This is a genomic window from Aquabacterium sp. TM01, from assembly GCF_057808345.1.
The window spans coordinates 2,500,944-2,513,588 of sequence record NZ_AP046529.1 but is presented as its reverse complement, the minus strand read 5'-3'; the positions used below and the strand labels follow the sequence as shown (position 1 = coordinate 2,513,588).

Here is a 12,645-nt window from a genome sequence, read left to right as displayed (position 1 = left end):
TCATGGCAGAAAAGCTGACCGCCATCAAAGGCATGAACGACATCCTGCCGCCGGAATCGGCGCGCTGGGAATGGCTCGAAGACAAAGTGCGACAACTGATGCGCCGCTACGGCTATCTGAACATGCGCACGCCCATCGTCGAGCCGACGGCTCTGTTCGTGCGCGGCCTGGGCGAAGTCACCGACATCGTCGAGAAGGAGATGTACTCCTTTGAAGACAGCCTCAATGGTGACAAGCTGACCTTGCGCCCCGAAGGCACGGCCGGCTCGGTGCGCGCCATCAACGAGCACAACTTCCTGTACGAAGGCGGCAAGCGCCTGTACTACATCGGCCCGATGTTCCGTCACGAGCGTCCGCAGAAAGGGCGCTACCGTCAGTTTCACCAGGTGGGTGCCGAGGTGCTGGGTTTTGCGGGTCCTGACGTGGATGCAGAGCTCATCCTGATGACCGCCGCCTTGTGGCGTGACCTGGGCCTGACCATCGGTCAGGACGTGAACCTGCAGATCAACAGCTTGGGTCAGCCTGATGAGCGTAAGGCCCACCGCGCGGCGCTCATCACCTATCTCGAAGCCAACGCCGACCAGTTGGACGAGGAGGCGCGTCGCCGCCTGCACAGCAACCCGCTGCGCATCCTGGACACCAAGAACCCGGCCATGCAGGCCCTGGTTGAAGCCGCGCCCAAGCTGATCGACTTCCTGGGCGAGGAGTCGCTGACCCACTTTGGCGCCGTGAAATTTGCGCTGGAGGCCGCCGGCGTGCCCTACCAGGTCAACACCCGATTGGTGCGGGGTATGGACTACTACAACCTCACCGTGTTTGAGTGGGTGACCGACAAGCTCGGTGCGCAGGGCACGGTGTGTGGCGGCGGGCGTTACGACGGCCTGATCGAACAATTGGGCGGCAAGCCTGCCCCGGCCGTGGGCTGGGGATTGGGCATGGAGCGTTTGCTCTTGCTCCTGCAGGAAATCGGCGTTGAGGCACCCTCGACCGCCCCTGACGCCTTTGCCATGATCTTCGCTGGCACGTCGGTGCCCCTGGTGTTGGCCACACTGGAAACCTTGCGGGCTCAGGGTGTGCGCGTGCAACTCAACCCGGCCGGCAAAGACGGCCCAGCCAGCCCCAAGTCACAATTTAAAAAGGCCGATGCCAGTGGGGCGCGCTTTGCCCTGGTGTTCGGTCCGGATGAAGTTGCACAGGGTCTGGTGTCCGTCAAGCCTTTGCGTGACGGTGGCGAGCAGACCTCGCTCAAACTCGCCGAGGCAGCAGACTGGGCGCACACGCTCCTGACGTCGGCGACGGCTTCCTGACCGTCATAATCGACGGATTCCACCTACTACCTCTTACTTCGGCAGACATGGCGACCTACGACAACGAACAGCAGGAACAGCTGGATCAGTTCAAGCACTTCTGGAAGCAGTACGGCAACCTGATCACCTGGGTGCTGGTGCTCGTTCTGGGCGCCTATGCCGCCTGGACCGGTTACCAATACTGGCAACAAAAGCGTGGCTTGGCTGCGGCAGGCCTGTATGAAGAGATGGACCGCGCGGTGACGGGCGGCCAGGCCGACAAGGCCGCCCAGGCTTTCGCTGACCTCAAGAAGGACTATGCGGGCACCACATTTGCCGCGCAAGGGGCCTTGCTGGCCGCCAAGGTGGCGATCGAGCAGCAAAAGCCCGACGAGGCCAAGCTGGCCCTGCAGTGGGCGGTGGACGATGGCAAGAACCCGGATCTGGTGGCCATTGCGCGCCTGCGCTTGTCCGGTGTGCAAATGGATGCCAAAGCCTATGACGATGCCCTCAAGACCCTGTCAGCGACCGTGCCGGCCGAGTTTGCGCCGCTGGTCGATGACCGACGCGGTGACATCCTGTCAGCCCAGGGTAAGAAGGACGAGGCCGTCAAGGCGTACCGTGCGGCCTGGGATGCCATGCCTGCGGACGTCGAGTACCGTCGCTTCATTGAAGGCAAACTGACCGCACTGGGTCAGCCTCCGGTGTCTGCTGCCGCACCAGCGAGTTCTGCTGCGGCCTCATCGGCTCCGTGATCCCTCACCCAAGAGTGACCTCATGAAATTTTCTCGTCTCACCCCAGTGTCCTTGTCGCAGCGCGCCACGCGCCTGCTTGGCGGCGCACTGAGCGCCCTGGCTGTGGCCACGCTCGCAGCCTGTGGCTCCAGCAAGCCGTCGCCTGCTCCGCTGGAGTCTTTGAAGCCCGAAGCCAGCCTCACCACGGTGTGGACGCAGCGCGTGGGTTCGGTCAGCGGGGCGCTGACCCTGGTCAGCAGTCAAGGCGTGATCACCACGGCGAGCAGCGATGGCGAGATTGCAGCGTTTGATGCGGCCACCGGCGCGCTGCGCTGGCGCGCCCAGGCCAAAGGTGATTTGTCTGCCGCGGTCGGCAGCGATGGGCGCCATGCGGCCGTCGTGACCACCGACAACGAGCTGCAAGTGTTCGACCAAGGCAAGTGGGTATGGACCGAACGCCTCCCTGGTCGCGTCATCACGGCACCACTGGTGGCGGGTGAGCGTGTCTTCGTGCAGGCGGTCGACCGCAGCGTGCGTGGCTACGACGCCCTTGATGGCCGCTGGCTGTGGCAATACCAGCGCCCGGGCGGCGAGCCCCTGGCCCTGGCCACCTCGGGTGCCTTGGGCGCCTTCCGCGACACCTTGTTGGTGGGGCAAGGCTCACGCCTGGTCGGACTGGACCCCCTCAAGGGCACCGTCCGCTTTGACGTCAACGTCGGTACACCGCGCGGCACCAACGAAGTCGAGCGTCTGGCCGACCTCGTCGGCCCACTGGCCCGTGCCGACGACGAAGTGTGCGTGCGCGCGTTCCAGTTGTCCGTGGCTTGCCTGGAGCTGAACCGAGGCAGTCTGCGCTGGACTCGTCCGCAGTCGGGCTCGCAAGCCGTGGCCGCCAACGAGCGCCTGGTCGTGGGTGCCGACGGCGCCGACCGCTTGACCGCCTGGAAGGCCGAGAGCGGCGACGTCCTGTGGCGCGCTGACCGCTTCACGCACCGCGGCCTGAGTGCGCCCGCCATCATTGGCGAGCGCGTGGCGGTGGTTGATGCGCAGGGCTACCTGCACCTGCTGTCGGTCACCGATGGCCGCACGCTGGCCCGCGTCGAACTCGACAGCGCGGCCGCGGCCGCCCCACTGGCCTCCAATCAGCTCTTGTACGTGGCCACACGCAAGGGCACCCTGTACGCTTTGCGTGCCAATTGATTTTTTGTTGACTGAGAACCCATGAAACCTGTCATTGCGCTGGTCGGACGACCCAACGTCGGCAAATCGACGTTGTTCAATCGCCTGACCAAGAGCCGCGATGCCATCGTGGCCGACTTCGCTGGCCTGACCCGCGACCGTCACTATGGTGAAGGCCGCATGGGCTCGCACGAGTTCATCGTCATTGACACCGGTGGCTTCGAGCCCGACTGCGTGTCTGGCATCTTCAAGGAAATGGCCAAGCAGACCCGCCAGGCCGTGGCCGAGGCCGATGCCGTCATCTTCGTGGTCGATGCCCGCAACGGCCTGTCCGCCCAGGACCATGACATTGCCCGCTACCTGCGCACCACCAACAAAAAGGTGCTGCTGGCCGCCAACAAGTCCGAAGGCATGAAAGAGGGCGTGCAGCTTGCCGAGTTCTATGAGCTGGGCATGGGCGAACCCATCCCCGTCTCCTCGGCGCACGGCCAGGGCATCCGCAGCCTGTTGGACGAAGCGCTGGCCGACTTCATCGAAGAAGATGAAGACGAAGAGGTGTACGACGATCCGGATCGTCCCATTCGCCTGGCCGTCGCCGGACGTCCCAATGTGGGCAAGTCCACCCTGATCAACACCTGGCTGGGTGAAGAGCGCCTGGTGGCCTTCGACATGCCAGGCACCACCCGCGATGCCATCAGCGTGCCATTCGAGCGCGAAGGGCAGAAGTTCGAGCTCATCGACACGGCCGGCCTGCGTCGCAAGGGCAAGGTTTTTGAAGCCATCGAGAAGTTCTCGGTGGTCAAGACCCTGCAAGCCATCTCCGATGCCAATGTGGTGCTGCTGCTGATAGATGCCACCCAGGGCGTCACCGAGCAGGATGCCCACATCGCCGGCTTCGTGCTCGAAGCTGGCCGTGCGGTGGTCATCGCTGTCAACAAGTGGGACGCAGTGGACAGCTATCAGCGCGAATTGCTGATGCGCTCCATCGAGCACCGTCTGTCCTTCCTGAAGTTCGCGCCGGTGCTGCACATCTCGGCCATCAAGCGCCAGGGTCTGGGTCCGCTGTGGAAGTCGATTGCTGCCGCCTGGAAATCTGCCGCCTGCAAGATGCCCACCCCGGTGCTCACGCGCCTGCTGCAGGAGGCCGTGCAGTTCCAGCAGCCCAAGAAGGCTGGCGCCTTCCGTCCCAAGTTGCGCTACGCCCACCAGGGCGGGCAAAACCCGCCGGTCATCGTGGTCCACGGCAACTCGCTGGAGCACGTCACCGACGCCTACAAGCGCTTCCTCGAAGGGCGATTCCGCGAGCACTTCAAGCTCACCGGTACCCCTTTGCGCATTGAAATGAAATCATCCTCGAACCCCTTCATCGGGGAGTGAGGCGCTTGCCCCTGGCTCAGACCAGACGCCGCGTCAACCCAAGAGATCGGGGGGACTGTGTTAAGGTCTGATCTCCAACCATCTTTCAACACGGAACATATCGTGAGCAACAAAGGCCAACTCCTGCAAGACCCTTTCCTGAACCTGCTGCGTCGTGAACACGTGCCAGTCTCCATTTACCTGGTCAACGGCATCAAGCTGCAAGGTCACATCGAGTCTTTCGATCAGTACGTGGTCTTGCTGCGCAACACCGTCACGCAGATGGTCTACAAGCACGCCATCTCGACGGTCGTGCCCGGTCGCGCCGTGAACTTCCACGCCGCCGACACACCTGAGGCCTGATCCGTTCCGCAACGGTTCTCAGACTCTTTCACCCTGCCTAGCCCAGTCCTGACGCCTTGACACCTTCTTCGTCTGCAACGAACCCGTCCAATGACCCGCGGGTTGTGCTGGTGGGGGTCGATTTCGGCCCCGGTTCATCCTTTGATCCCACCCTTGACGAATTGGCCTTGCTGGCCGAATCGGCTGGTGATCAGCCTGTTGCCAAGGTCACGGCCAAGCGTCGTGCGCCCGATGCTGCCTTGTTTGTGGGGTCGGGTAAAGCCGACGAAATCAAAGAGCTTGTCCAGCTGTACCAGGCCCATGGCGTCCTCTTTGACCAGGCCTTGTCGCCGGCGCAGCAGCGCAATCTGGAGCGGCACCTGGGCGTCGAGGTGCTGGACCGCACCGGCCTGATCCTCGAAATCTTCGGCGCGCGTGCACGCAGCCACGAAGGCAAGTTGCAAGTTGAACTGGCCCGGCTGCAGTACCTGTCGACGCGTCTGGTGCGTCGTTGGTCTCACTTGGAGCGGCAGCGGGGTGGGGTGGGGCACCGGGGCGGCCCGGGCGAAACGCAGATCGAGCTCGATCGCCGAATGATCGAGCAGAAGATCAAGTCGCTCAAGCTGCAACTGGCCAAGGTCCAACGCCAACGCAACACCCAGCGGCGCTCACGCGAGCGCACTGACACCTTTCGGATCTCGCTGGTCGGCTACACCAACGCGGGCAAATCAACGCTGTTCAATGCGTTGACCAAGGCTGGCACCTACGCGGCCAACCAGCTGTTTGCCACGCTGGACACCACCACGCGGCAGATGTTTCTGGCCCAGGCGCAGCGCAGTGTGACGCTGTCCGACACGGTCGGTTTCATCCGCGACCTGCCGCACAGTTTGGTCGAGTCGTTCAAGGCCACCTTGCAGGAAGCGGCCGAGGCCGACGTCCTGCTCCATGTGGTCGATGCGTCAAGCCCAGTGGTGCTCGAGCAGATCGACGAGGTGTTGCGCGTGCTTGACAGCATCGGTGCCGGTCAGTTGCCCCAGGTGCTGGTCTTCAACAAGTGCGACTGCCTGCCCGAGCATCAGCAGCCGCTCCATCAGCGTGACGTCTACGAGTTGCCTTCCGGGCGTCGTTGTCACCGGGTGTTTGTCAGCGCGCTCAAGGGCCAAGGCCTGGATGTGTTGCGCGAGGTGCTGGCCGATGCCGCATTGCATGGTCTGGAGGGGGGACTTGAGGCGCCGTCCCAACGTGATCCCCGTTTCGACATGCACAATGCAACCCATGAGCCGGTGCCCGATGGGGCACCTCCAGAAATTCCTACTGACCGATCATGAACATGCCATCTCAGGATGAGGGCCACCGCCCCGCACCACACCGTCACGGAGTGATGAATGCCGTGTCCCTGGCAGCCAGTCTGCTTGTGGGGGCCGCACGCCGCGTGACCTGGTTGACCGCCAATGCTGCCAAGCAAGCCATTCCAGGCCTTGCCGGTGGTCAGGCCAGCTACAACGGCCGCCAGGATGGTCCACCTGATCTGGACGAACTCTGGCGCGACTTCAACCGCAAGCTCAGCGGCGTCTTCACTGGCAACAAAGGTGAGGGCAACGGCGGCAAGGGTGGCGGGTTCACGCCCGACCCCAAGGGCGCCGGCATCGGTGCGGGTCTCATCGTCGGCCTGATTGCACTGGTGTGGGCGGGCAGCGGTTTCTTCATCGTGCAAGAAGGACAGCAAGCGGTTGTGATGTCCTTTGGTCGCTTCAGCCACACCGTGGACGCCGGTTTCCAGTGGCGCGGTCCTTATCCCTTCCAGTCGCACGAAATCGTCAACCTCACGCAACTGCGCTCCATTGACGTGGGCAGCAGCTCGGTGCTGCAGTCCACGGCCCTGCGTGACTCGTCCATGCTGACGCGTGACGAAAACATTGTCGACATCCGCTTCACGGTGCAGTATCGACTGGCCGATGCGCGCGACTATCTGTTCGAAAATCGCAGCTCGGACGAAGCCGTGCAGCAGGCCGCAGAGTCGGCTGTGCGGGAAATCGTCGGCAACAGCACCATGGACTCGGTGCTCTACGAGCAGCGTGACGCCATCGCAACCGAGTTGGTCAAGTCCATCCAGGCTCAGCTCAACAAGTTGAAGGCGGGCGTCACGGTGGTCAACGTCAACGTACAGAGCGTCCAGGCACCCGAGCAGGTGCAGGCGGCCTTTGATGATGCCTTCAAGGCCGGCGCTGACCGCGAGCGCCTGAAGAACGAGGGCCAGGCCTACGCCAACGATGTCATCCCCAAGGCACAAGGTACCGCCGCACGCCTGCGTGAAGAGGCTGCCGGTTATGCCGCACGGGTTGTTGCGCAAGCCGAAGGTGATGCCGAACGATTCAAATCCGTTCTGACGGAGTACAAGAAGGCGCCCGGCGTGACCCGCGATCGCCTCTACACCGACTCCATGGCGCAAATCTACAGCAACGTCACCAAGGTGATGGTGGACAGCCGCCAAGGCTCCAACCTGCTGTATCTCCCGCTGGACAAGATCATGCAGATGTCGGGGACCAACGGTGGCGCTGCGCCGGCACCTGCTGCGGCCGCATCCGAACCCGTGGTCACACCCAACCCTGCCGCGGCATCTGCAGATGCCCGCTCGCGTGATGGCTTGCGCAGTCGCGATCGCGACGTGCGCTGAGTGCACCCCACAGGACAGGCAAGGAGTCTGACATGAACCGTATTGGCACCATCCTGGTCGGCGTATTGCTGGCCCTCATCCTCGCGGCCTCCACGCTGTTTGTGGTCGATCAGCGGCAATTTGCCGTGGTCTACGCACTGGGCGAAATCAAGGAGGTCATCAGCGAACCGGGCCTCAAGGCCAAGATGCCCGCTCCCTTGCAGAACGTCGTGTTCCTGGATCGTCGCATCCAGACCCTCGACAGCACCGAGTCTCGTCCCATCTTCACGGCCGAAAAGAAGAGCCTGGTGATCGACTGGCTGGTCAAGTGGCGCATCACCGAACCCCGCCAGTTCATCCGCAACAACGGCGTGGACATCCGCAATGCTGAAAACCGTCTGACGCCCATCGTGCAGGCCGCCTTGAACGAAGAGGTGACCAAGCGCACCGTCGGCGCTATGCTGTCGGCCGAGCGAGAAAAGGTCATGCAAGGCGTGATCCGCCGCCTGGCCGACGACGCTAAGTCTTTCGGCATCGAGATCGTCGACGTGCGCATCAAGCGTGTGGACTTTGTGGCCAACATCACCGAATCGGTCTATCGCCGCATGGAGTCCGAGCGCAAGCGCGTGGCCAATGAACTGCGTTCGACCGGTGGCGCCGACGGTGAAAAAATCCGCGCCGACGCCGATCGTCAACGCGAAATCATCGTGGCCGAAGCCTACCGTGACGCGCAGAAGATCAAGGGTGAGGGTGACGCCAAGGCGTCTGCACTGTATGCCGAGGCCTTTGGCAAAGATCCGCAGTTTGCCCAGTTCTACCGCAGCTTGGAAGCCTACCGCGCCAGCTTCCGCAGCAAGTCGGACGTGATGGTGATCGATCAGAACAACGAGTTCTTCAAGACCATGCGCAGCGGTGGTGCCGGCGCGGCGCGCTGACAGGTGCGTGCTGAATGCTGGACGCACTCTGGATCGCACTGGCCTTGCTGCTCGTTCTGGAGGGCCTGATGCCCGCCATCCATCCCCAAGGATGGCGGCGCATGTTCACCCAGTTGCTACAGCTGAACGATCAGCAGATCCGCCAGGTCGGATTGGTGAGCATGGTGCTCGGACTGGTGTTGTTGTGGGTGCTTCAGGCGCTTGCCTGAGCCGTCCGTGACGGAGATGATGAACTTGGGCTGTCCAAGTTTCATCAGACACCGGTAGAATCTCGTTTTTAACCCCCACACGTTTTCTTATGTCGTCTGCTTGGCTGTTGCCAGAGCACATCGCTGACGTTTTGCCTGCGCAGGCGCGTCGCGTGGAAGAGTTGCGTCGGGTCTGGCTCGATGCGGCTCGTTGCTACGGGTATGAACTCGTGATGCCTCCCATGCTGGAGCACCTGGAGTCCCTGCTGTCCGGAACCGGTCATGCCTTGGGCCTCAAGACCTTCAAGCTGGTGGATCAACTCAGCGGTCGAACCCTGGGCTTGCGTGCGGACACCACGCCCCAGGTGGCGCGCATTGACGCGCATCTGTTGAACCGCGACAGCGTGACCCGTCTGTGCTACTGCGGTCCGGTGCTGCACACCCGTCCTGAAGGTCCTCATGCGACGCGTGAGCAGCTGCAACTGGGCGCCGAGATCTACGGCCACGCTGGACTGGAGGCCGATCTGGAGGCCGCAGAGCTGGCGCTTGAAGGGCTGAGCGTATCCGGCCTTCAGGGACTGGTCGTCGACTTCGCCGATGTGCGCCTGGTCCAAGGCGTTCTGGCTGGACTGGGCGTCCACAACCTGGAGCCTGCGCTGCACGAAGCGCTGGTCGAGGCGCTGACCAACAAGGATGTGGCGACCTTGCGTGAGCTGGCCGGGCAAGGCGCCTTGCGTCAAGCACCGGACGCCGCCAAGGTGCTAGTCAGCCTGACCACCTTGTTCGGTGGGGCCGAAGTGCTGGAGCGCGCACGTGCGGTGCTGCCTGCCCATGAACTGATTCATCAGGCCTTGGCAGATCTGGCCTGGCTGGGCGAGCATCTGCAGACGTCGCAGCCCGGTGTCAGCATCGGCTTTGACCTGTCTGATTTCAGCGGTTACGCCTACTACAGCGGCATCCGTTTTGCGGTGTACGGCGCGGGCCATGCCAATGCTCTGGTGCGTGGCGGGCGTTATGACGAGGTCGGTGCCGTGTTTGGTCGTCGTCGTCCGGCAGCCGGTTTCAGCCTGGATCTGAAAATCCTCGCCGACCTGCTGTCCAGCCATCAAGAACAGGCGGCCCACGCGGCCGTCCGCGCCCCCTGGGGCAGCGATCCTGCATTGCGGCAGGCCATCCGCGAACTGAGAGGGCAGGGCCACACCGTGGTGTGTGTGCTGCCCGGACATGAACACGACGTCCAGGAATTTGATTGCGATCGCGAACTCGCGCTCGTCGATGGACGCTGGTCGGTGCGCGCGCTCTGAAGCGCGCCCGATCCATTTTTTGCGAAACAGGATTCCGCCATGCAAAGCACTTCCGCGTCGGCTCGCCCCGGCAACGCATCTGCCCGCAACGTTGTTGTCGTCGGCACCCAATGGGGTGACGAAGGCAAAGGCAAAGTTGTGGACTGGCTGACCGACCACGCGGCCGCTGTAGTCCGCTTCCAGGGCGGTCACAATGCCGGTCACACCTTGGTGATCAACGGCAAGAAAACGGCCTTGCAGCTCATCCCTTCGGGCATCATGCGCGAGGGCGTGGCCTGCTACATCGGCAACGGTGTCGTGGTCGATCCGACCCACCTGCTGTCCGAGATCGAGCGCCTGGAGGCCGCAGGCCTGAATGTGCGCTCGCGCCTGTTCATCAGTGAATCTTGCCCGATGATCCTGCCTTTCCACGTGGCCGTGGACAAGGCGCGCGAGGCCCTGCGCGAAACCAGTGGTGGCGGCAAGATCGGCACGACCGGCAAGGGCATTGGCCCAGCTTATGAAGACAAGGTGGCACGTCGCGCCTTGCGCCTGCAGGACCTCAAGCACCCCGAGCGTTTTGCGGCCAAGCTCAAGGAGTTGCTGGAGTTGCACAACTTCTCGCTCAAGGGGTACCTGAAGGGCGAAGAACTCGCCTTCCAACCCATCTACGACGAGGCCATGAAGGCCGCCGAACAGATTCTGCCGATGTTGGCCGACGTTGGTGTGCGCATCCATGCCCATACGCTGGAAGGCGGCAGCGTGCTGTTCGAAGGCGCGCAGGGCACCTTGCTCGACGTTGACCACGGCACCTATCCTTACGTGACCTCCAGCAATTGCGTGGCCGGCAACGCCTCGGCAGGTTCGGGTGTTGGCCCTGACAAGCTGCACTACATCCTGGGCATCACCAAGGCCTACACCACCCGTGTCGGCAGCGGCCCATTCCCCACCGAACTCGACTGGGAGACGCCCGGCACGGTGGGCTGCCACCTGGCCACGGTCGGGCAGGAGCGTGGCACGGTCACGGGCCGCGCTCGCCGCTGTGGCTGGCTGGACGCCGCCGCGCTCAAGCGTTCGGTGCTGATCAACGGCATCACGGGCATCTGCTTGACCAAGCTCGACGTGCTTGACGGCCTCGACGAGATCAAGGTGTGCACCGGTTACATGCTGCGTGGTGAACGCGTGGACATCTTGCCGCTGGATGCCGATGACATCATCGCCTGCGAGCCCATCTACGAAAGCTTCCCCGGCTGGGAAGGCACGACCTTCGGCATCACCGAGTGGGACAAGCTGCCCGCCAATGCACGCGCCTATCTGCAGCGTGTGGAGGCCTTCATCGGCGCCCCGATCGACATGGTGTCCACCGGCCCGGATCGCGATCACACCATTTTGCTGCGCCACCCCTACAAGGGTTGAGGCGCAGACTGCCACGATTCACTCCGCTATCCGCCAAAGGAATCCCCATGCTCACCGACGACGGCAAACACCTGTATGTCTCCTGGGAGGAGTACCACCAACTGATCGAGCGTCTGGCCTTGAAGGTGCACGCATCGGGTTGGGAGTTTGATCAGATCCTGTGCCTGGCCCGCGGCGGTCTGCGCCCTGGCGACATGATCTCGCGCATCTTCAATGTACCGCTGGGCATCATGTCCACGAGTTCCTACCGTGACGATGGCGGCACCTTGCAGGGCCGCTTGGACATGGCCAAGTACATCACCATGCCCAAAGGGGAGCTGGCCGGACGGGTTCTGCTGGTCGATGATCTGGCCGATTCTGGGGTGACCTTGCGGGCTGTGGTGGACCGCTTGCGTGCCATGCCGGCGATCAGTGAACTGCGCTCGGCCGTCATTTGGGTGAAGGGTGTGTCCAGTTACACGCCGGACTACCATGTGGAGTCGCTCCCAACGAGCCCCTGGATTCACCAGCCGTTTGAGGAGTACGACACCCTGCGTCCGGAGGCGCTGCTCAAGCGCTACAAGGTCTGAGTGCGCCAGCGTCGGTCCACGGTGGGGGGAGACCTCACAGTCAAGCAGCCTTCGGGCTGCTTTTTTTGTGCCTGGCACGGTATGACGGGAAAAGAAAGGCGGCGGCCCTCTGATGAGGCCTGCGCCGTTGAAGGCGGTGTAGCCTGCGACTGCGTGTGCGCAGGTCGATCAGGCAAAGAAAAAGCCGCTTGATCGAAGATCAAGCGGCTTTTCAATTGGTGCCCAGGAGAGGACTCGAACCTCCACGGAGTTACCCGCTAGTACCTGAAACTAGTGCGTCTACCAATTCCGCCACCTGGGCAGGTACTTTTTTGACTTGACTTCGTTGCCGTCGCCGTGTCGAGAACGTAAATATAGCATTGTTTTTGGACCTTTGTCCAATTTCGGTCTGAATCGACGCGATGTCAACTTTGTGCAACAAGGGTGTCAATCGCAATGACTGTGCTGCGCGGGTGGGGCATGGTGTACTCTGCAAGCGTGTACAGCATGTTGCATTTGCCCCTCGCTCGCCGCTCTTCGCATGATGTGAAGGAGATGGTGCATCGACGCATGCTCACGTTGGGCTTGACGCTCGAAATGCGGTTGCGGGCAAAGGGTTGCACATTGACCGTAATCTGCAGCGGGGATCGCCGCCCCAGTGTGTTGCACGGCGGCATCAGGCTGATCAAGCAAAGAAAAAGCCGCCTGATCGAAGATCAAGCGG

12 protein-coding genes and 1 tRNA gene are annotated in these 12,645 nt (G+C 62.7%); 12 read left to right on the top strand and 1 reads right to left on the bottom strand.

The window, feature by feature from the left end:
• Positions 1-2 precede the first annotated feature (2 nt).
• The 12 genes from hisS to AC3WW4_RS11420 all read left to right on the top strand — a co-directional run bounded on the left by hisS (position 3) and on the right by AC3WW4_RS11420 (position 11,942).
• A complete protein-coding gene (gene hisS, locus AC3WW4_RS11475; protein WP_488828554.1) occupies positions 3-1,307 on the top strand; it encodes a histidine--tRNA ligase in 1,305 nt (434 codons plus the stop codon).
• 47 nt (positions 1,308-1,354) lie between these two features.
• Positions 1,355-2,041: a YfgM family protein gene (locus AC3WW4_RS11470; RefSeq protein WP_488828553.1), complete on the top strand. Its 687-nt coding sequence runs from the start codon at positions 1,355-1,357 to the stop codon at positions 2,039-2,041.
• 22 nt (positions 2,042-2,063) lie between these two features.
• Positions 2,064-3,221, top strand: a complete 1,158-nt coding sequence (gene bamB, locus AC3WW4_RS11465) for an outer membrane protein assembly factor BamB (RefSeq protein ID WP_488828552.1) — start codon at positions 2,064-2,066, stop codon at positions 3,219-3,221.
• A gap of 21 nt (positions 3,222-3,242) precedes the next feature.
• Complete coding sequence (gene der / locus AC3WW4_RS11460; protein WP_488828551.1) at positions 3,243-4,577, top strand: ribosome biogenesis GTPase Der; 1,335 nt, start codon at positions 3,243-3,245, stop codon at positions 4,575-4,577.
• 102 nt (positions 4,578-4,679) lie between these two features.
• Positions 4,680-4,919, top strand: coding sequence for an RNA chaperone Hfq (gene hfq / locus AC3WW4_RS11455; RefSeq protein ID WP_488828549.1), 240 nt, complete (start codon positions 4,680-4,682; stop codon positions 4,917-4,919).
• 56 nt (positions 4,920-4,975) lie between these two features.
• Complete coding sequence (hflX, locus tag AC3WW4_RS11450) at positions 4,976-6,226, top strand: GTPase HflX (protein ID WP_488828547.1); 1,251 nt, start codon at positions 4,976-4,978, stop codon at positions 6,224-6,226.
• Positions 6,227-6,279: 53 nt separating this feature from the next.
• Positions 6,280-7,572 (top strand): FtsH protease activity modulator HflK, encoded by a 1,293-nt coding sequence (gene hflK / locus AC3WW4_RS11445; protein WP_488828545.1) that lies wholly within the window; start codon positions 6,280-6,282, stop codon positions 7,570-7,572.
• Between the two features lie 32 nt (positions 7,573-7,604).
• On the top strand, positions 7,605-8,486 hold the full coding sequence (hflC, locus tag AC3WW4_RS11440; RefSeq protein ID WP_488828543.1) for a protease modulator HflC: 882 nt from the start codon (positions 7,605-7,607) through the stop codon (positions 8,484-8,486).
• 14 nt (positions 8,487-8,500) lie between these two features.
• Entirely contained in the window at positions 8,501-8,695 is a 195-nt protein-coding gene (locus AC3WW4_RS11435; protein WP_488828541.1) for a DUF2065 family protein, read from the top strand.
• A gap of 89 nt (positions 8,696-8,784) precedes the next feature.
• Complete coding sequence (locus tag AC3WW4_RS11430) at positions 8,785-9,978, top strand: ATP phosphoribosyltransferase regulatory subunit (protein ID WP_488828539.1); 1,194 nt, start codon at positions 8,785-8,787, stop codon at positions 9,976-9,978.
• 39 nt (positions 9,979-10,017) lie between these two features.
• Positions 10,018-11,373, top strand: a complete 1,356-nt coding sequence (locus tag AC3WW4_RS11425; protein ID WP_488828537.1) for an adenylosuccinate synthase — start codon at positions 10,018-10,020, stop codon at positions 11,371-11,373.
• 47 nt (positions 11,374-11,420) lie between these two features.
• Positions 11,421-11,942, top strand: a complete 522-nt coding sequence (locus AC3WW4_RS11420) for a phosphoribosyltransferase (protein ID WP_488828536.1) — start codon at positions 11,421-11,423, stop codon at positions 11,940-11,942.
• Between the two features lie 216 nt (positions 11,943-12,158).
• Here AC3WW4_RS11420 and AC3WW4_RS11415 read toward each other — a convergent pair.
• A tRNA-Leu gene (locus AC3WW4_RS11415) sits at positions 12,159-12,243 on the bottom strand.
• Between the last annotated feature and the right edge of the window lie 402 nt (positions 12,244-12,645).

Bases quoted from the DNA above. Each gene is read 5' to 3' on its own strand.
- hisS (WP_488828554.1), top strand. From the start codon at position 3: ATGGCAGAAAAGCTGACCGCCATCAAAGGCATGAACGACATCCTGCCG.
- AC3WW4_RS11470 (WP_488828553.1), top strand. From the start codon at position 1,355: ATGGCGACCTACGACAACGAACAGCAGGAACAGCTGGATCAGTTCAAG.
- bamB (WP_488828552.1), top strand. From the start codon at position 2,064: ATGAAATTTTCTCGTCTCACCCCAGTGTCCTTGTCGCAGCGCGCCACG.
- der (WP_488828551.1), top strand. From the start codon at position 3,243: ATGAAACCTGTCATTGCGCTGGTCGGACGACCCAACGTCGGCAAATCG.
- hflK (WP_488828545.1), top strand. From the start codon at position 6,280: ATGAATGCCGTGTCCCTGGCAGCCAGTCTGCTTGTGGGGGCCGCACGC.
- hflC (WP_488828543.1), top strand. From the start codon at position 7,605: ATGAACCGTATTGGCACCATCCTGGTCGGCGTATTGCTGGCCCTCATC.
- AC3WW4_RS11435 (WP_488828541.1), top strand. From the start codon at position 8,501: ATGCTGGACGCACTCTGGATCGCACTGGCCTTGCTGCTCGTTCTGGAG.
- AC3WW4_RS11430 (WP_488828539.1), top strand. From the start codon at position 8,785: ATGTCGTCTGCTTGGCTGTTGCCAGAGCACATCGCTGACGTTTTGCCT.
- AC3WW4_RS11425 (WP_488828537.1), top strand. From the start codon at position 10,018: ATGCAAAGCACTTCCGCGTCGGCTCGCCCCGGCAACGCATCTGCCCGC.
- AC3WW4_RS11420 (WP_488828536.1), top strand. From the start codon at position 11,421: ATGCTCACCGACGACGGCAAACACCTGTATGTCTCCTGGGAGGAGTAC.